Below are 18,820 nucleotides of genomic sequence, written 5' to 3' on the forward strand. Positions count from 1 at the left end.
GCTCATCGCCTCTGCATCATTAAGAGCAACACTATGAGTGGCCTCATATCGGGACCGCTGGGTGCAGGCTGAGGCTGCTCGACAGGCCCCACTTGAAGCGTCGAGTTAGGCTCAGCATCGATCAAAGCATTCAACAATCTAATGTCCGCGGCCGCCCCCGTGACACACCCCTCAGAACAGAAAGGGGCGTTCTTCGATGGCCCGAATGCATTGATGCAGCTGTGAGAGCGTATCAGTGTTCTCCCGTGTGTGTCCGTCCCTTCACAAGGAGCCAACGCGCGCCCGTTGGGTTTTGAGGTGTACTCAGTGGTCCAGCGCCAGCAGCCACTTGGGATCGGACCGCGCCTGCGAATGGTCTCGCAAGCGGGGTTGTTTTTGCAGTTCGTCCCCCCGCCGTTATTGCCAGACGCGACGGGAATATCGACAGCGGCGTTGCCGGGGTTGTCAGGCGTGCATTGCAAGCGGCCTTCGCCGCGAGCGAAAATCAATGTGCAGTTCGCCAGTCCGAGAGGATCCATGAACTCCAAAGGGGCGGCACTTGCGTAACCGTACGTACTGATACCGCCAGCCAACCCGATCGGGTCGCTTTGAATGTAACGCCCGGTAACGGCGTCATAGTCCCGATAATAGTTGTAGCTCAGTCCTGTTGCCGCATCGTACCGCTGCCCCGGGAAGCGCATATCGAATACGAACTCGGTGCCGTCCAGGTCGGGATCCTGATTCGGCGGGCTGCTGCCGAAGGCTTCGCTCTTGGCGCTCCAATTCCATACGGCAACGTTACGGACTGGGTCGATGAGCGCGCGGGGCGTGCCAAGATGGTCGGTCTGCACATACACCAGGGATTGCGTTGCGCCAGTGCCGACGAGTAGACCGGCGGGAGCGTTATCCAGCCAAACGACCTGCTGCTTGGCCGCGCCGGTGGCATCGTAATCGCCGATCCAGTTGCCGGTTTCGTCGTACAAGGTGTAGGTATCGACCGCTCCGGCTGCATTTGAGACAGAAACTCGTTCGCCGCGAGCGTTGTAGCGATAACTGGCTTTAACGATGCCGTTCTGCTTCGCTTCGCTCAGCCGGCCGTTGGCGTCATAGGCGAACTCACGCGCGACTCCGCCGATGCTAGCCGTATTGCCCACAGCATCGTAGCTTCGGGCAACGTTCGCGACCTTGTCGAGCCGACGGGTGCCTGAGACGTATTCGTAGACCTGCTGGCCTCCGCCATCGGTCAAGCTCAAGCGATTACCGGTCTTGTCGTAGGTGTACGTTTCTATCGGGCTGATTCCGTACAGAGTCTTCGTCAGCCGTCCCAGTTCGTCGTGGTCGTACTTCGCCAGGCTGGTGCTCAGCAGGCCGTTCTTGAGCTCCTGGATCTCGCCGACCTCATTGAAGATATACCCCAGGGATAGCCCACCGCTGGCACTGTCGAGAATCGTCTTGGGCCGATAATCGAGATCGTAGTCCCGCGAGATGTAGCGACCGTTGCCGTACGTCCAGCCGAGCGAAGGGCCGAACGGCTGGTAGATGACGTTGCCCAGAAGCTGAGTACGGACACCGCCTGCCGGGGTGACCCGGATGTCGGCGATGCGGCCAAACGCACCGCGGAAATATTCCGCCACCGCACCATCGGGATAGGTAACAACGCTGACCCGGCCCGCGCGGTCGTACGCGTAGCGCAGAGTGAAAGACTGCCCCCCCACGCGCTGTACCTTACGTACGACTTGGCCGAAACGGTCGTAGCAATACTGCAGCTCTGTACCGTTCGCGCGCATCGCCGTGACCCGGCCGAGTGCGAAAGTTTCGCCGGCGGCGCAGGCCGTGTTGACCGTATCGTAATCGTACTCTACGTCGGCTGGTCCACTGGTGGCGTAGAAGACCGCTTTTGGCCGGTTCAACGCATCGTAGGTATAACGGTGTGCGACGGCGTCGTTGCCGTCTTTCTTCGTCGCCATGAAGCCGGCGGCGTTGTACGTGTAGTCGGTGATTCCGGTGTCGGGGCTGGTGAGCCGAATACGATCGCCGAAGCCGTTATACGTGTAGACGGTGGTCAGGTTGTTGGGATCGACGACCTGGGTCACTTGGTCAAGCGCGTTGTACTTGAGCGTGGTCCTGACGTCCTCGATTGGGTCATTGGGCCGGAGCGTCACTTTCTGCAGGCTCTCGCTTAGCCGATCAAACGAGTCGTAGCTATGCAAGGCCTTACGACCCAAGGCATCGGTGACTTCCTTGGCATTGCCGCTTTTGTCGTACAGATAACTGGTGGGATTCTGGGCGGAGTCCTTTACCACCTCCAACTGGCCTAATGCGTTGAAGACCTGCGACATCGTCTGGGTCAAAAGACCGCTGCCGGAACGGACTTCCTGCTTCTTGATGTGGCCTGCGTTGTCTAAGGTGTAATCGATGTATTCGCCGGCGCTGGAAATACCATTCAGGCGAAGCGCCGTGTCGTAGTCGAACGTCACCATTTCGCTCGGCGTGGTCACGGTATGAACCAACCCACCGAGGAAATAGTCTACGGTGGTGATGCGATCATCCAGTTCGGTGCTGTCATCGGAACCACGCAGCTTGGTCTTGGTGCGCCATCCGCGCGGGCTGTAGGTGGAATCGATCACCACGCCGTTGGGGTCCAGCACTGAAATCGCGTGTCCGTCGGGGTCGTAACCTAGCACCTGCGTGACATGCCCCAGCGCATCGGTGGCTTTGCGCAAGTCGCCTTTGCGATAGGTGCACAGCTCAGGGGTGGCGACGCAAGTGGAATCGTCGCTGCCGTAATACTCGAAGGTGGTGACGTCGGCGATGTCCGTGCGCGGGCCGTCCACCGACTTGAGCAGGCCGAGGATCGGGCAGGTACTGTTCGCGGCAGCGATGTCGCCCGCTTCGCAGTAGGAATAGCTCGTGGTCCGTGCCTCGTTGGTCTCGGTGTCGCGCACGGATACGCTGATCGGCTGCAGACGCGCATTGCGCGCGATACGGGTCTCGCGATTTCCGACTCTGGACACGAGCGGCCGGTTGCTGGCCACATCGGTGGTCGCTGTGCTGATCCTTTGGTCAGCCGTACCAACTGCTTCGGTCATGGTTAGCGTGCGAGACAAGGCGCCAGTAATAGTGTCGTTCGCCTCGGAGTAGACGTAGTCCGTCCTGATGCCGCGCAAGTCAGTCACACTGGACAGCCGGCGACGGAAGTCGACGCTATCCGAGAAATAGCTGCGCTGGATCGTGCCGCGGTTGTCCTCGACGCCACCAGCCTTTCGAGGCTTGTCGGTACTGCCAGCGCCGTCCAAGCCATAGGTCGTTACATGCCCCAATGCATCGGTGATGGAAGCACCGCCAGTGCTTGAGTAAACCACGGTCGTCGAATCGACTCCGCCGGCATGAACGCTGCTGACCCCTCGGCCTTGATCGTCGTATCCATACGTGCTGAAGCGGCGATCGAAATCGTCGCTGATACCGGTAAGGTGGGTTGGAAAGCGGATATCCTCGTAATGATATGTGCGCTTGCCGCCAGCCACATATACAGCGGTCTGCACTTGCCCATTCGAGTTGTATGTGTATTCGGCCTTGACCTGTCCGCCGACCGACAGCGAGTGCACCGGCGCGACCGCGCTCTGCCCGTCGTAGGTCAAGACCAGGCTGCGGCCGGTCGAATGCCGGATCGTCGCCAACCGCTTCACCACGTCGTACTCGTAGGTCAACGCGAGGCCGTCGTCGCCGCGGTCCTCGGTCAGCATTCCATCGGCGTTGAAGGTCAAGGTGCGATCGCCACGATGCAATAGCCAATTCGAACCGGAGGCGATGATGCGATCGCCGCTACCGTCGACGGCTTCGTAGTAGCCCTCGAACTTGTGAAACGGAAGGTTTGAACCGTTCGCTTGAATCAGGCCGATATTCGATGGCGGCGAGTCGGTGGACAACGCCAAGCGGGTATCGTGGGAATGCGACCAGCCCTCACCGAAGCCGCTAGTGGCGGCCGAACCGGCGGAGTGGTAGTAACGGGTGAAGGAGATCCAGCCGAGGTCAAGGTCGGTTTCGGCTTGATACTTGTCGCCGGTAGAGAAGTCGATCGGGTTGCCGACGAGCGAGCATTTGTCGCAGTAGAGCGGATTGGCATCTACCCTCAGGAGCCATTGGCTGGTCGGTACGCATACGTTGCCATCGACCCAGGTCATGTGCTCGGCAGAGCAGCGCGGCCGTGCACGGGTAAAGGTGTCGGTGTCGTTGTAAACCTGGCACTGGCCCGAAGACTTGCGTATCGAGCTAAGTCGGTAACGGACAAGTTCAGCCGACGCGACGCCATCGGACCAGGTGTACCAAGTACCCCAAGTCCCGTCCTGGGCAACAGTGGTACTGGGTGTGCATCCGTCCGCGATGCTCTTCTGATCTAGTTTGGCCTTGACGGCGTCGATCAGAGCCTGCTGATTGGGGAGGCCGTATGTACCGGTATATATGGCGGAGAATACGTTCCAGTCCCTGACCTGGCCGATCTCATTGGGGATGCCGTAGGTCAACTCGACGCCGGTCTCGGTCATCTCACGTCCGAGCAGCGCGGTCGCGTACTGGTTGAGCCCCCCCAGATTCTGTGCAGCTCTCAGCGCTTGGCCCTTGGTTGGGGAGACGCCCTCATAGAACCACTGGCTCCCTACCTTCTGGTAATACTTCCAGTCTCGGCCGCTGGGTTCGCTCTGTGCCCAAGCGGATCCGAGCGACAGCCACACGAGCGCGGCGAGCCCGGCGGCGAATAGAAATCCCCGACGACGCCGTCGAGCCGCTGTTGGGCTTTGGTCGGAACTTGGCCTTTGCGCTGAGAGGCGCCCTGATCTTGCATTCACGAGACAACTCCTTTTGGCACGGTGCAACAGCACAGGCAGGACGCCTGTGCCTAGGGAGGCGGTTCGGAAGACGCACGCGCTCAGCCGTCTCGAGATAGGCGGCCGTTAAAAAAAGATGGGTCGATGTGCACGGTAGGACGCTTCCATGTCAGTGCGAGACAAGGCCACAGGATCCATGTGACAGTCAGAGAGACGTTGCTCCAGCGAATTTTGACTGACAAACACCATGAACGTGAGACCGCTCGTCGGATTTCAGACGGTGCTTCAGGCAGCTCGCTCAGCGCACCCGCAAACCTTTTTGATTTGTCTTACCCCCCGCAGCAACGGCCAGCTCGACAGCGATGATGATTGCGCAAGCAGAACTCAAGACACGCCAACGCAGTTCCAGTTGACTTGTCATCGTGTGACATGGATCGGTGACCGCCCACCCGACGGCACATTTTATGCAGCGTGCATAAAAGAAGGATGTGTCGGCACCGAGCTTTCGTTTGTGTTTTCGCCTTAGGGCTTGGCTGTTCGACAGAAAGCCTAATCGCGCGCTTGATCGCTTGCCTGCTCCTCGTTAACGTAGACGCCCATGAGCCACCACTACTGCCTCAATCCTCGAATACCGGCGTGATCGCAACGATCGATCACGCCCCTGTGGCTCATGTTGGTCAGAGCGCCGGCCTTATACCCCGGTGAGAGCACGCGCCAGATAAGCGCGTCGACGTCGGTTCGATTCCGACCAGGGGCACCATCGTCCGCGAACCACACCAGTTGACGTTACGCTCGCGGCGAGCACGCCCCGCCGTAACGCCATGGATAGGTAGCGCGATCGAGCTATCGCAAGGGCGTCCCTCAAACGCTCGAGTTCGCTGCACCTGTTCGGTCTCGTCGGCAAAGCACACGGGGGCATCTCTTGATCGTGAAGCCACAACACCGCTTAGTGAAAGTCCAGGGAACTGCGATGAAGCACACCGACTTTGCCATCGGGACCGAGTTTGAAACCTGCACAGGCCAGCGTTGGCGCTGCACCGACGTCGGCCAGCGTTCGATTGTGGCGATCGAGCTGCGACCAGAACTGCACCCGGCCTGGTCCTGGGGTCCACCCTATCCGGTACCGGAAGTGACCTTCGACGAACTGGACATCGCGGCCGTGCTCCAAAGCCAGGAAGATGCCATCCAGGAGACGCAAGCAGAAACCCAGCGCTCCCTGCATCCGGGCTACCCCCATCCGGCAGCCCACACGATGATGAAGGCGCGGTGTTCTGACGATACACGCAGCTATCCGCGGCCTCGACTGCTCCGTATCGATCGCGTCGACGACGCCGGCGAAATCTACCATCCCTACGCCGTGGAACTCACCAACGAGGGCTGGCGCGTCCTTCTCTATGCGCCGTTCACTGAAGCATTCAGCGTCCTAGCGGAAACGGACTTTTTCCGCATGCGTCCGGCCTCATCATGGGACTTCGAGGCACGCAAGCATATGGACTAACAGGCCCGTCGACGCCGCATCGTACTGCAGATCCAGGCGGCTTAGTTTCCACCGCGGTCCCGTCGAAGTCGCTCCCGCCACCAAGTCCATGACCTAGCTTTGGCATCTGCCCCCACCAAGGATCGCCAGCGCCGTGATCTCCCTGCGGCGCCAACGCCTGAGCGGCGAACACGAAGTAGCTTCGACGCCATCCCAAGTCCCATGCGCGGCGCAGCGCACTGTTGAGGCACGAACCTCGGACGCGCTCCGGGTACTCGACATATGGGTCGAACCAAGCACTGTAAGTTTCGTCGATCGTGGCCGGACGGGCACGGCTGACCATCTGTTGCCGCCAGAACTTCATCGTCGAGATGATCATCTCGTGCCCCAACCCCCGCAGTCTTACGGATGGGTTGTCATCGGGCAGGATGAGCAACTCGTCTTCTGATTGCTTCTCCATGAGGCGCTGGAACGCGTCCAAGCAATTCAATGCGGCTGAAACTCGAGAGTCGGCCCCCGGGGCGCGAACATCCAGAAGCTCATTGAGCTTTCGCTGATGCTGCTGAAAGAACAAAGGCGCTGAGCCTGCCTCGCCCGATTGCTGGATCCATGCTCGAGGCAACCGACGCATCCCCCCGGAACTGACGTCCAGCCAATTGAACAAGGGGACTCGATGCTTCCAACAGCTCGTCACCAGCACTGGCACCCAATCAAGGCGAAAGTAAGGCGTCCTCCCCAGCGCCAGATCTTCCTCGAAGCAGCGAACACAATAGGAGGTGCGATGAGATGATCCGAGGACCCAGTGATGAAAGCCTCGGTGGCTGTCCACAGGTGAGCGCCAGTTCGGCACAGCGTCGCCTATGCACGATTGGATGAGCGGATGGGGGCGGAGGTCTAAATCGTAAGTCCGATCCGAAGATCCAGCGGGTCGACCAAGGTCCGCCAATAACGCCATCAGCGGCGTACCATAGAACTGCGCCGCCCGCCCTATAACCGAGGATAAGCTTTCGCCCTCGTAAGGCGGGTCCACCCGTAACGTAAGCCCGCCCATCACGGCTTCCCCTGCGGACGAATCGCACAACGTGCCGGGCGCATGACTGCGGTTTCCAGCCGCGACATCGTTATGAACCGCTCCCCTTCGCACAAGGCTTCCAGCGCCGCGTTCTGGAGCCGGGTGACGATCCTGCCCAAGGTCCCACCGCCCACCTTGGCCATATGCTTGACGACCTCTTCTCGACCCAAGTGAGACGGCTCGGAGAACGGGAGACAGCGCTCATAGGTCGCCAGAAAGTTGGCAAGGGTGCTATCGGCTTTCCAGCGGGGCAAGACGTATTCAGTAAAGCGGGCCTCTAAGTGCGGGTCGCTAGCCAAGCCCTGAAAAGCCTTGTCGGTGCCAAAGCCCAGCACATGCATCTGCAACTCGTTCATCAGAAATTTGATGCCCTCCAGCGCCCGCTGCTGCTCGCGCTCGTTACCGAGCATGATGTCCTGCACTTCATCCAGCACCAAGAGGCGGCACCCCACACTGCGCAGCAGCCGGCTGACCAGCGTTTCCCGGTCGCTCACCCTGTGGGATATCCGGGCCGGGCTTCCCAGGCTTTCAAGGATGCGGCCATAGACGGTACGTGCATCTCGAGCGCCCGACATACTGATCTCCACCACGAACGGGCGATCAAGGTTGCTGCGGTCGTTGTACTGACGATTGATGATATGGGCGAGCGTCGTCTTTCCGTTGCCGCGTTCGGAGCTCACAACGATTCCACGCGCTCGGGTTTGCCTGGGCTCGTAGATCAACCACTCGGCCTGGCCTTTCACAGAATCGAACGCGGGGTAGCGAACGAGTCGGTCCTGCAGCACGTGCTGGATACGCGCCTCCAAGGGCGCCTCTAAGAGGGCCTGAGTTGCCTGCTCCAAGCGGCCAGAAACCGAGATGCTCGGGTTGCGGTTTCCGTTCGGTTGCGAATCGTCATCGCAAAAAGTGGTTTCGTCGAAATTATTCATAAGTATCGATCTCGTAAATGCGAATAGAGGTGATGTCACCCGCCGGTTCGAGTTCGGATTCGGTGACGATGTGAACTGCGGTGTCCGCAGGCAGCGAGCGCTCTGGCGTAGGGGCCGACACGCCACGGAATTGGTCCCCTGCGGCCTCTGTGGCGCGCCTGCGGCGGACGCGCCTGGAGGCCTTGAGCTCCGCAACGCGCTCGTCGTTTCGGCGCATGCTGGCGTGCCTTCTGGCGACTCGCTCCGGGTCTTTTCCGAGACTGTCTTCGTAGCGGCGTCGGGACTGCCACTCGGCCAGCGAGATGGCCGCGATGCCCGGGGTTGTCACCGAACACCGGACCAGCATGCCGCCCGGTGTGCGTACGTAGACGAACGTGATGTCCCTTGGGTCGTAGGTGACCATGACCTTCTTGCGCTGCCCAACCCAAGATGACAAAACGTCCGACCAGTACTGCAGGTTGTTAATTTCCACGCCGGTTCGAGTGAGTACCCGGTAGTCGCCCGGTAGAAAGGCCGCCAGAAATTCCAATGGATCACGCTGCACGCTCGGCCTCCATGACGCGTTTCCACGCGGCTTCCGGAGGGATACGGAGCATGCGATGAGGCAACAGGTGGTAGCGACCCAGTAGTTGCTCCACAAACCACGAGCGCACTTGGCTCAGGGTTAATGCGGCATGTTTGACGCTGTCGTAGTCGCGACGCGCCTTGACCGAATTCTTGGTCGTTCCCGGGAGCAGATGGCACTGCCCTACCATCGTCCCAATCAGGCGTTCAATGCTTCCACCGTAGTGCGGACTACCCACTGGGCGATACGTCAGCAAGATCCCGTACTGTTCGCAGCCACGCCGAAACGCCGCCGAAACGAAGTCCTTTCCGTTGTCGACGACGATCTCCTTCGGAACGCCATGCATGATCCAGTCCAACGGAACGCCGAACTCGGCTGCCGGCGACTTAGGCAGAACGCAGTGGGTCAAGCACAACGCGACCGACAGGATTGAAGGCGCCTCGAAGCCAATGTGAATTCCGAGGACGCAGCGGGTGCAGACGTCGATTGCGACTGTCAGCCACGGCCGGCCAACGTAGTCGCAGTAGGGGTCGTCCGATCGGATCATGACATCCAGTGGTGTGTGATCGATCTCGACGCGTTCCAGAGGCCTGCTGACCTCGACGTGCCCCGGCATCGGTTCGTACTGATAACGAGCCGCTTTCGCGCCGATCCGCTTACGTTGCGAATCACGGTTCTGGTAATCGTCGAGTCTTGAGGAAACCGTTCTGAACGCTGGGGGCCTGAGCCCCTGTCGCGCGCACTCGGCCACAGTACGTTCATGCAGCGCTGTCCTGGTCCAACGCTCAGGCTGAAGGAAATATGCTTCGATCATCTCGGTGATCACGCGCTCGACTTCCGCGGGCAGTACCTTGGCCCCTGCTTTTCGACCAGTGACCTGGATAACCAAGCCGCTGGTTGTCTCGTGTTGTCGGAAATCGCGAATCAAACGCCAAAGTTGCCGTTCAGACAGATCCAGCTTCGAAGCTGCCGCTTTCACATCACCGCGTGTCGGCGCTCCGTCAGCTACTAGAGTGCGGATTGCGCCCGCTCGGCCCGCGGCCTTTTGCCAGTCCTCACTGGAGATACGCGAGAGTGTTGAACCTGCCAGGATGTCTTTGGCCGGGGCAATTGCGATCACTTCGTTGCGGCCGACGGTGGCTACCCCAAGCTCACCTAAGTCGATGAGCACGGTGTCGTGACCGGGCATCTCAAGTACTGAGGCGTAGAGCGCCTTGTAGAGAACCTGCTGCCCGACCTTGAGCTCAGAAGCCATAGAGGCGCTCCTCAGTCTCATCGGGGAGGAGGTCCCAGTCGGTGACCAGTGCCACGGCATGGCCTGTGGCTTGGCGCACTACATTGAACTGGCGCCGGAGCGTGCCCTCCGCTTCGATCGCCCGGCGCTGGGGCTTGACCTCGACAAAGGTCAGCGCCTCGAACCCCAGCGCTTTCAACGCTAGCGGCACCTCGGATAGTTGCACGAGAAGATCGGGGGTATAGCGATGAGCACGGCCGTCGTGGCGGTAAAAAATCGTCACCGGCTGAGACTTGATCAATACCGTTTGTGGGTATCGCGCCAACACCGAAATGACGCGGCACTCCAAACGGGATTCGAATGCGACCGCCGGATGCCCTTCCCGAACGGGGTACCAGCCACGCATGTGCGTGCTCCGAGATAGGGGAATGCGCCGGTAGTCGGGAACGACACCTTCGATCTCATAAAGGTCATCGTTGGGCACGGCGAGTCGGCCGCGCAGGTCGGATATGCAGCACATGGAGATTCCTCAATCCAGGGGTTTGAATGGATTGAGGCCCGAGCGCAGCAAGACTTGGCCGAACACCACACTCGCCTCCCTTGACGCGAGGGGACGGGCATGGGAGGCTAAAGGCGTCGAGACAGGCAAGTTCGACGGCTGCACCGAAAGACGAGATACAAAGGACCCAAGCGTTGGCGCGCTTGGGTTTTCTCGTTTCTGGGGCCTCAGCAGGGTAATGCGAGCGTGGTTAGCTCATGGATCCTCCTTTGACTTGCGAATGCGCGTCGACCTGCGCCAGCCAGCGGGCCACATCGCCCGCATGAGCGAATCGCCCCCGCCGACCGGCAATTTTGAAGACCGGAAACCCCACGACCTGTCTACGAACCGCGAGGCGTAATGCCTCCGAGTTGGGGTACCCCGCGACCCGCACCAGGTCTGCCCCCCGGATCAATGGTCCGTAGCGACCCAGCAGCAGTTGCTCGTAATGGAAGACCAGCTCGCCCAGAGCCGGGCCCTCCGTGCTCGCATGTTCTTGATCGACCATGCAGAAACCGTACAAGCCAGGTCCTGACTTGCATACGGTGAAACGGCTATCGTTGAAGTACCGCAGTCGGTACTTTGCCGCCCCTCTAAATACCGCCAATGTCGCCAGCCTCTGAGACCCGCCCCAGCCCGGCCCAGGCGCAGTACCGCCTGTCCCTGCTCCGTGGGGCGGCGTGTTATGCGGAGTTCGCCCTGCTGGCCAAGACGTGGACGACCACGGGCATTGAGGCCAGCCTTGACGGCAAGGGGGTCGGCACCCAACGGGGCGCCACCAGCGGAGAGGGAACGCGGAAGTACGCGCGCTACTTGGTAGGCGCCATTCCGAGCGAAAAGACAATCAATGCCATCTCGAAAAAGCACGGGAATACAGCACTGCGGTTCTGGGCAGCTCATCCCATCGGGCAATTACTCACCGACGGCGACTTGAGCGCGGACACTGTGTTGCGCTTGCTGGAAATGCTGCCTGCTGGAATAGCGCGAAGTCGCGTCTGGGACGAGTCTCCCGAAGCGCTTGCACGAAGTTCGTTTCGACGCGAAGTGCCTGACGACATCGACACCATCAACGCCTTGGCAGATCTGCGAACAACAGATGCGTTCCTCGCTCTGCTTGGGCGCCACCGACTTCGTCGCCTGATGGGTCAGACGGAACTCGACGATGTCTATGAGTTCGCTCTTATGGATTGCTTTGCCGCGGTAGTAGGCAACTCTCCGCACCTATGTCTTACGAAGCACGTTCTAGTCCCAGTATTTGCAGACTATCTCGAATGGCCTTTTGGCGAAGTAGCCACGCAACGCTCTATCGCGGGACTCGACGATGGAAGTCGTGCAGAGTACTGGGATGATGTCGCGCGGAAAATTGATAGAGCACGCATGGAAGCGGAGCTCCGTGGCATTTCTATGCCACCGAAAAAATACATCGAAGACTTCAAGCACGTACGCCCGCGACGTCACCACACCAGGTCCGTTGCTAGTTGCAACACAGATCCGCCCCTTCGCCCCACCAAGGCTCAAAAACGGACCCGTGATTCGTCAAGAACATCACGCCCGACATCGACGAAGGACTTTGATACCGGATCGGCAGACTGAAACGGTGCAATCCACGACATCACTGTCGCACCGGCCTGATGGAAGCGCCTCCGAGAACGCGACACCAGAAACCAAGACTGCGTAGCAGCTTCAATGAGCGCTTTGAACCGGGCGTTTTTCGGGAGGAGGGAGTTCCTCGGCTTGAGCCACCAACGGGCAAGCTTTCCGCAAAAACTTCGGGCCATCGTTGGTCAGCCGACCGACGATGACTAGATCATCGTTGATACGCATGACGCGATCGTTCTCTACCGCCGAGCAGCCCGGATCTCGATGCATGTCGAGGCTATAGGCTGCACGTGCTGCTAAGGGACGCGTCACAGCACCGTAGGAACTTGATGCAGCCCATGATGCTAAGAGAAGAAGAAATAGGTAGCCCAGCATCCTGGCGAAAAACATCCAGGCGCCGCCGTCCGCCTTTTGTGTAACGAGCTTAGTCCCGGCGACGGAGAGAAGCAGCGGCAGCGCGGCGATGCCGCAGACCATTACTGCCAGACCCAGGATCGGCATAAACGACAGAGGCGTCAGGAATGCGATCGTAGTCTTGAAGTGAGACGGATCCTGGCCGGTTGCCTCGGAAACCGTCCACGCGCTACCACCCGCCGCAGTGGCCGCCGCCATCACTCCCAAGATGCTGGAGACAACCTTTATCAAGTGTGGATTGAGTCGGCGGACGCCCCAGAGATAGGCGTCCACGACAAAACCAATGGCGCAGCACGCCATGCCCGTCATGAACACAACGTCCGAGATCACGTCTATGCCATGGACGGCCATCACCACGACACCGGCCACGGCCAACGCCCAGCCAGCGCAGTACAGACGGGCCGGCCCCGCCATGCTGTCCCACCAAGCCCGCAATCTCGGAAACCTGGGAGGTGGGTCCAAAGGATTCTCTTCGATCGGGGGAGCCATTTGCATGGGCTACGTCCTGTCGGTGGAAATGAAGGCTATGCGCATGCTGGAGATCTGTCGTCTCAGCCAGTGAGATTCCCGCAAGGGTGCTTCCAACCGGATGCCTGACTAAAAGGAGCTCAGACCGGCGGCACACCCGGTGGCCTCTATGCTCCGGCACCAGGGCCCTATACTCGAGACAGCCCAATAATCAGCCGCCATGTCTAACGCCCCCCTGCCCTCCATCAATGTTGAGCACGCGTTCGCCGATTTTATTCGCGCCTTTGGCGGAGAGGTACTAGAGGACACGCTCGGCACGGGAGTCAGCTTCAAGAACGCAGACTACCTGTTCCGGGAAATCGGCGTCATTGGAGAGTTGAAACGGCTTGTTTCCGACACAACCGACGATGCAGGACTCCAGCGAAAGATCCAAGAGAAGTTTGATCGATGGATGGAGGATGGGACCATAGGGCTCGTGTACGGAACAAACCGAATCAACTCGCGGCAACTTCCTGAGCATTGCCAGCATGAACTCATCGACATATTTCGCCCAGCAATCCAGCGCCGAATAGTCGAAGCCAATAAGCAGATCCGCAGCACCGCAGGGGAACTTGGAATTGCAAACGCAAAAGGGCTATTGCTCATCGCCAACGACGGCAATTTCGGCCTAGAAGCTGATGCAGCCCGCTACTTGATTGGCAAAGCCATAGGGAATTCGTGCAGCTCTATACACTCGATCATCTACTTCACGGTAAACATGCGGGCCTCCAGTCCCATGACGGACAAGGACGCACTGGTGTGGATGAACCTCAATCGTCGCTCAATACTCGCCCCTGTCGATCCAGACTTCGTAAAGCGGCTCTTCGACGGCTGGCGTAAGTACCTTGAGAACATGCTGAGTGTCACGATCGACCACATCGAGGCTGACCGCACCGATCTAGACACCATACGGCTAATCCGCCCCAACTAAAGTCGTGAGGGGCTGGGAGAAACTTGATACTGATTCACGGACACGGGAACCCCGCCCGGCCCCAGTTCAACCATCTCCGTGGGGCGGCGACAGACAGGTGCGACTTTGAGCGATTCCTTCATTGAACTGGACCGGACCTTCCATCTGAGCGTCGCGACCGGCGCAAAGAGCGACGACGTCGACTTGACGCAACCGTTCGGTCGGCGTGGCCAGATGACGTGGGCTGACTTACTCGCCCGCCCGCGCGTCGTGATCCTGTCTGGTGGCGGCTCGGGCAAGACCTTTGAAATTCGACATCGCGCCAAGCTCCTGCATGCCGAAGGCCGGATGGCCTTTTTCCTGCGCATCGAAAACGTACTCGCCGACTTTGCCGGCGCGTTCGACAAGGCCGCTGGGAACCATGAGCAGTTCCTGCAGTGGGTCAAGTCTGGCGATGAGGGCTGGATATTTCTGGACTCGGTCGACGAGGCCCGACTGAAGAGCCCGAAGGAGTTCGAGCGGGCGATCAATTATGTTGGCCGCGCACTCGAGCCCGTCTTGCAGCGGGCGCACATCGTCATCACTGGACGGGAAGCCGCGTGGCGCGCACGCACGGATCGCGAGCTGATTCGCGAACACTTGCCCTACGAATCATCGACACCCGCGGTCACGCAAGCCCAAGGCGAGGAGCCGCCAGCGCCGCAGGGCGACGACGAAGCGTTTGATGGCGTCGAAGGCAAGGACGTCGAGCTCGACACAGCGGATGACGATTACGATGCAGAGCGCGACGGCGTGACCGAAGAGACGATGGAAGGAGAGGAAGCCGAAGCGTCGGAAGTGGAGTCGAACTCAGTCCTTATCGTCGGTTTCGACACGTTGAATGACAAGCAGGTCGAGACCTTCGTGCGCGCCAAGAAGGTCGTTGACGTGCCCGGCTTCATGAAGGCGGTCGAACGCAAACAAGCGCAATCCGAAACCGCCCGGCCACTCGACCTGGAAGGCTTGGTCGACTACTGGAATGCGAACGGAAAGATCGGCGGCCAGTTTGAACTCACGGAGGCCACCATCGCCCGCCGCTTGGCCGAAGTCGACCAGGACCGCGCGGAAGCGACCACGCTGACCCGTGATCAACTGCGCCAGGCAGCACGCACTCTCGCCGTGGCAAACATGCTGATGCAGGCGCCGGAGATTCGCCTGCAGGATGCCCCCGCCGAGCTGCGCGGCGTCGAGCCGGGTGACCTCCTCGATTGGTCGGAAAAAGATATTCGCACGCTGCTGATGCGGCCGCTGTTCGTGGCTGGTCAGTTCGGCGCCGTTCGCCTGTACGTTCAGAAAGCCCGCGAGTTCCTGACCGCGGAGTGGCTGCACAGCCGCCTCGTCGACCATGCCTCCCGCGCCCGAATCGAAGCACTTCTTTTTCGAGTTCAATATGGCCAAGAGGTTGTCGTGCCGGCAATGCGTGGCGTCTTGCCGTGGCTCGCCTTGCACGACCCCGACGTGTTGGCACGGATTCGCCGCGTGGCGCCCGAGGTCATGTTTGAAGGCGGCGATCCGAGTCGACTGCCACTCGACATGCGCCGCGACTTGCTCAGCAAGGCGTGCGCCCAACTGGCGAGCAACCCCGGGCACAGTTCCCTGAACGATTTCCAGGCCGTTCAGCGATTCGCGGAGCCGGGTCTAGCTGACCATATCAAGGCGCTGCTGGCCACCCATCGCGACAACGATGATGTCGTCTATTTCCTGATGCGCATGGTCTGGCAGGGTGAGATTGCTGGGGTTCTCGACGAAGCCAAGCAGATCGCCAGCAGCGCGACCGATTTCAACGTGCGTCTGATTGCCCTGCGCGCGATCGCGGTGCTGGGCACAGACGTCGATCGAGTGTCGGTCCGATCGGCCTTGTTGAGCGGCACCACGCCACCCGACCGTGAGTGGGTCGCCGAGGCCATCGAGACGCTGCCTCACGATGCCGCCGGCGTCACTTGGTTGCTGCGGGCCTGCGTCGGCGCAAAACCCAGGCAGCGCCACAGCATCGATCCGCTGCCTGATGCCGTAGAGGCTTTCGTCGCCAACATGCCGTCCGAGTTGCTTCCGCAACTCGTCGAGGGTCTCCAGACGCTGATGGCTCCAGCTGAGAGCCCTGACGACGACGGAGGCCGAGGGCGCCTGCCGTACAACTGGTTGATGGGCGCGGCCATCGCCGCATTGGACCGGCTCGTGCAGGCTAGGGATCCCGCCACATTGCAAGCGCCGGCGATGGCCTTGCTACTGCGGATTCCGGCCGCGGTACGGTTGGGCGACAACGACGACCGCGAAGACAGTGTGCGCCTGGCGGAACACGTGAGCGCCTGGGCACCGCTAAATCGCGCCTTGTTCTGGGCGGACGTGGAAGGCACTCGAGCACGCCGGCTGAAGAAATCAGGTGAAGCGCTGGTCGACATCTGGGGGGTCGGTATCTTCGGGCACTACTGGAGCCTGACCACCGACGACTTTGACTTCATCGAAAAGGAAATCGGCGACCGCCCCCTGCTGGAAGATCGCCAGGTCGCCTTGTCCGTAGCGTTCATCTTGTATCGGGACAACGGGCGCCTGCCCCGCTGGCGCCAGCGCTTGCGCCGTCGCGCCAAGGGCGTGCCTGAACTCGAGGCCGCGCTGGCCGTCCTGTTCGGCCCGCAATCCGGGGAGATTAAGAAGTGGCGGCGGCAAGAGGCGCGGCGGAAGGAGCGTTCTGCGCGCAAAGCCGCTCAGATCGAAGCGAATCGGGAAGAGTGGCGCGATTATCTGAAGGCGAACGTGGACACTTTGCGGACTCCCCTTCCAGATGGCAGAGTTCGTAATAGTCAGTACTACCTATCTACGCGGATGCGCGAGTTCGATAAGAGCTCGTCACGCTGGACTGATGGTAAGTGGCGATCGCTGATTCCCGAGTTCGGCAACGACGTGGCCACAGCGTTTCGCGACGGCGCGATCGCTTTTTGGCGAACCAACACGCCGAAATTGCTTTCAAATGGCGCCGAGGCCAACAGAACGCCGGAGACGACCGTCTTTGGCTTGACAGGTCTACTGCTCGAATCGCGCGAGTCGCGCGACTGGGCGACGCACTTGACGCCGGACGAGGCTGATCTGGCCACGCGCTATGCGACACAAGAACTCAACGGCTTCCCACCGTGGCTACCGCGGCTGTTCGCGACCCACCCGGAACCAGTGCTGCAAGTCGTGCTGGGCGAAATTGATTACGAACTTGGCGCGGCGGTCGCGATCGACAGCCCCAGTCACTACGTGCTGAGTGACGTCAGCGGCGTCGGTAGTTGGTTGTGGCCTCACCTCGCGCCGGAGCTGCTTAAGCGCCTGAACTCGCCACCGCTGAGCGCAGCGCACTTGCGCCAGATCCTAACCATTCTGGCTGGCTCGGATTTGGCCGGTGCGGAAATCGGCGCACTCGCGAGCAAGCACGCCGCGAGCAGTGTAGGTGAACTCGCCGCCGCGTGGTTTGCGGCCTGGATCGGCGTGGAGCCCGAGCAGGCACTACCAGCGCTGGCGGCGCATCTGGTTGCGCTCCCGGACAAGGCACAACAGCTCGAGTTTGCAATGCATTGCCTAACCGCGCTCACCGGTGGGCATCGTAAGCGTCGCGTGGCACGCGAGGCCTACCGTACCGTGCCCCATCTGACGACGCTGTTCCTGCTGATGCACCAGTACATTCTCGAAGACGAGGACCTACGGCGAGCGGGCCAAGGTGTCTACAGCCCAATCCTGCGTGACGACGCCCAAGAGGCGCGTGACGCGCTACTCGTACCGTTGCGCGACACGCCGGGCCAGGACGCGTACTTCGCGCTTCGGCGAATCGCTAGCCAGCATCCCTCCAAGCGCGGTCGCGACTGGGCTGCGCGACTGGCGCAGGCACGAGCCGCCGCCGATGCAGACCGCCCCGGCTGGCCGGTCAGTCAGGTACGGGAGTTCCAGAAGAGTTTGGAGCGCACGCCGCTCACTCCCCTGGAGTTGTACGATCTGGCCGTCGATCGCCTACTTGATTTCAAGCACTTTCTCGAGCATGGCGAGACCAGCATCGCAGAAGTACTGCTCGCGCCCGAGGAAACAGCGGTCAGAAACGTCGTCGCTGATTGGTGCAGAACCCGGGGCTTGGGGTACTACCAGATCGCGCAGGAAGAAGAGTTCGCGGATAAGAAGCGCACCGATGTCCGCTTTCTTGGAATGACCTTCGATAACCCGGTGCCCGTCGAATTGAAGTTGGCCAACCTTTGGTCCGGGGCGCAGTTAGCCGAGCGGCTCGAGAACCAGCTGTGCAACGACTACCTTCGAGATCAACGGTCCAGCCGCGGCATCTTTCTCCTGATGAACCAAGGCGGTCGCGTCTACTGGGACCTTCCCGACGGCAGCCGCGTCAGGTCGGTGGAGGCGCTCGCCGAAGGACTGCTAGCGCATTGGACAAAAGTCGCGGAGAACTTTCCGCACGTCGATGCGATACGCGTCATCGGGATTGATCTCACCATGCGGTCCAAGCCGCAGGGACGCACCGCGATCAAGAAGCCAGCCCAAAAGGCTAGCAAGACGACTGCGAAGAAGGCCAGCAAGAAGGCCGCAAAGAAGACCACGAAGAAGGCGACAGGCAAATTAGTAGCGAAACCCGAGAAACAAAAGACCGCCGCGAAAGCGGCGAAGCCGGCAAAGAAGGCGATTGCCATAGCTCAGGCTGCGCGCCGGCTGGCGTTCGACGAGTATCCCCTTCCCGACACGCCGACAGGGCCAACAGAGGAATGA

General features: G+C 60.5%; 11 protein-coding genes and 1 tRNA gene. 5 read left to right on the forward strand and 7 right to left on the reverse strand.

The window, feature by feature from the left end; translation table 11 throughout:
• Window positions 1-2 precede the first annotated feature (2 nt).
• The gene (locus J5226_RS02060) at window positions 3-4,520 is read right to left on the reverse strand and encodes an RHS repeat-associated core domain-containing protein (protein WP_215838208.1); all 4,518 of its coding nucleotides are present in this window, start codon (window positions 4,518-4,520) and stop codon (window positions 3-5) included.
• 936 nt (window positions 4,521-5,456) lie between these two features.
• Here J5226_RS02060 and J5226_RS02065 point away from each other — a divergent pair.
• Window positions 5,457-5,559, forward strand: a tRNA-Ile gene (locus J5226_RS02065).
• A gap of 210 nt (window positions 5,560-5,769) precedes the next feature.
• Window positions 5,770-6,297, forward strand: a complete 528-nt coding sequence (locus J5226_RS02070) for a hypothetical protein (RefSeq protein WP_215838209.1) — start codon at window positions 5,770-5,772, stop codon at window positions 6,295-6,297.
• Between the two features lie 1,029 nt (window positions 6,298-7,326).
• Here the strand turns inward: J5226_RS02070 and J5226_RS02080 are convergent.
• The 5 genes from J5226_RS02080 to J5226_RS02100 form a co-directional block, all read right to left on the reverse strand.
• A complete protein-coding gene (locus tag J5226_RS02080) occupies window positions 7,327-8,277 on the reverse strand; it encodes a TniB family NTP-binding protein (protein WP_215838211.1) in 951 nt (316 codons plus the stop codon).
• Window positions 8,270-8,821: a Mu transposase C-terminal domain-containing protein gene (locus J5226_RS02085; protein ID WP_215838212.1), complete on the reverse strand. Its 552-nt coding sequence runs from the start codon at window positions 8,819-8,821 to the stop codon at window positions 8,270-8,272. The genes J5226_RS02080 and J5226_RS02085 overlap by 8 nt, the downstream gene beginning before the upstream one ends.
• Complete coding sequence (locus J5226_RS02090) at window positions 8,811-10,097, reverse strand: DDE-type integrase/transposase/recombinase (protein WP_215838213.1); 1,287 nt, start codon at window positions 10,095-10,097, stop codon at window positions 8,811-8,813. Before J5226_RS02090 ends, J5226_RS02085 begins: the two co-directional genes overlap by 11 nt.
• The gene (locus J5226_RS02095; RefSeq protein WP_215838214.1) at window positions 10,087-10,596 is read right to left on the reverse strand and encodes a hypothetical protein; all 510 of its coding nucleotides are present in this window, start codon (window positions 10,594-10,596) and stop codon (window positions 10,087-10,089) included. The genes J5226_RS02090 and J5226_RS02095 overlap by 11 nt, the downstream gene beginning before the upstream one ends.
• Window positions 10,597-10,825: 229 nt before the next feature.
• Window positions 10,826-11,122, reverse strand: a complete 297-nt coding sequence (locus J5226_RS02100; RefSeq protein WP_255322968.1) for a hypothetical protein — start codon at window positions 11,120-11,122, stop codon at window positions 10,826-10,828.
• Between the two features lie 98 nt (window positions 11,123-11,220).
• On the opposite strand from J5226_RS02100, the gene J5226_RS02105 reads away from it, so the two are divergent.
• Window positions 11,221-12,207, forward strand: a complete 987-nt coding sequence (locus J5226_RS02105; RefSeq protein ID WP_215838215.1) for a hypothetical protein — start codon at window positions 11,221-11,223, stop codon at window positions 12,205-12,207.
• A gap of 90 nt (window positions 12,208-12,297) precedes the next feature.
• Here J5226_RS02105 and J5226_RS02110 read toward each other — a convergent pair whose 3' ends face one another.
• The gene (locus J5226_RS02110) at window positions 12,298-13,122 is read right to left on the reverse strand and encodes a hypothetical protein (RefSeq protein WP_215838216.1); all 825 of its coding nucleotides are present in this window, start codon (window positions 13,120-13,122) and stop codon (window positions 12,298-12,300) included.
• Window positions 13,123-13,315: 193 nt separating this feature from the next.
• On the opposite strand from J5226_RS02110, the gene J5226_RS02115 reads away from it, so the two are divergent.
• On the forward strand, window positions 13,316-14,065 hold the full coding sequence (locus tag J5226_RS02115) for a hypothetical protein (RefSeq protein WP_215838217.1): 750 nt from the start codon (window positions 13,316-13,318) through the stop codon (window positions 14,063-14,065).
• A gap of 105 nt (window positions 14,066-14,170) precedes the next feature.
• A complete protein-coding gene (locus J5226_RS02120) occupies window positions 14,171-18,820 on the forward strand; it encodes a hypothetical protein (RefSeq protein ID WP_215838218.1) in 4,650 nt (1,549 codons plus the stop codon).

The sequence above is a fragment of the Lysobacter sp. K5869 genome (genome assembly GCF_018847975.1).
In the GTDB taxonomy this organism is placed as follows: domain Bacteria; phylum Pseudomonadota; class Gammaproteobacteria; order Xanthomonadales; family Xanthomonadaceae; genus Lysobacter.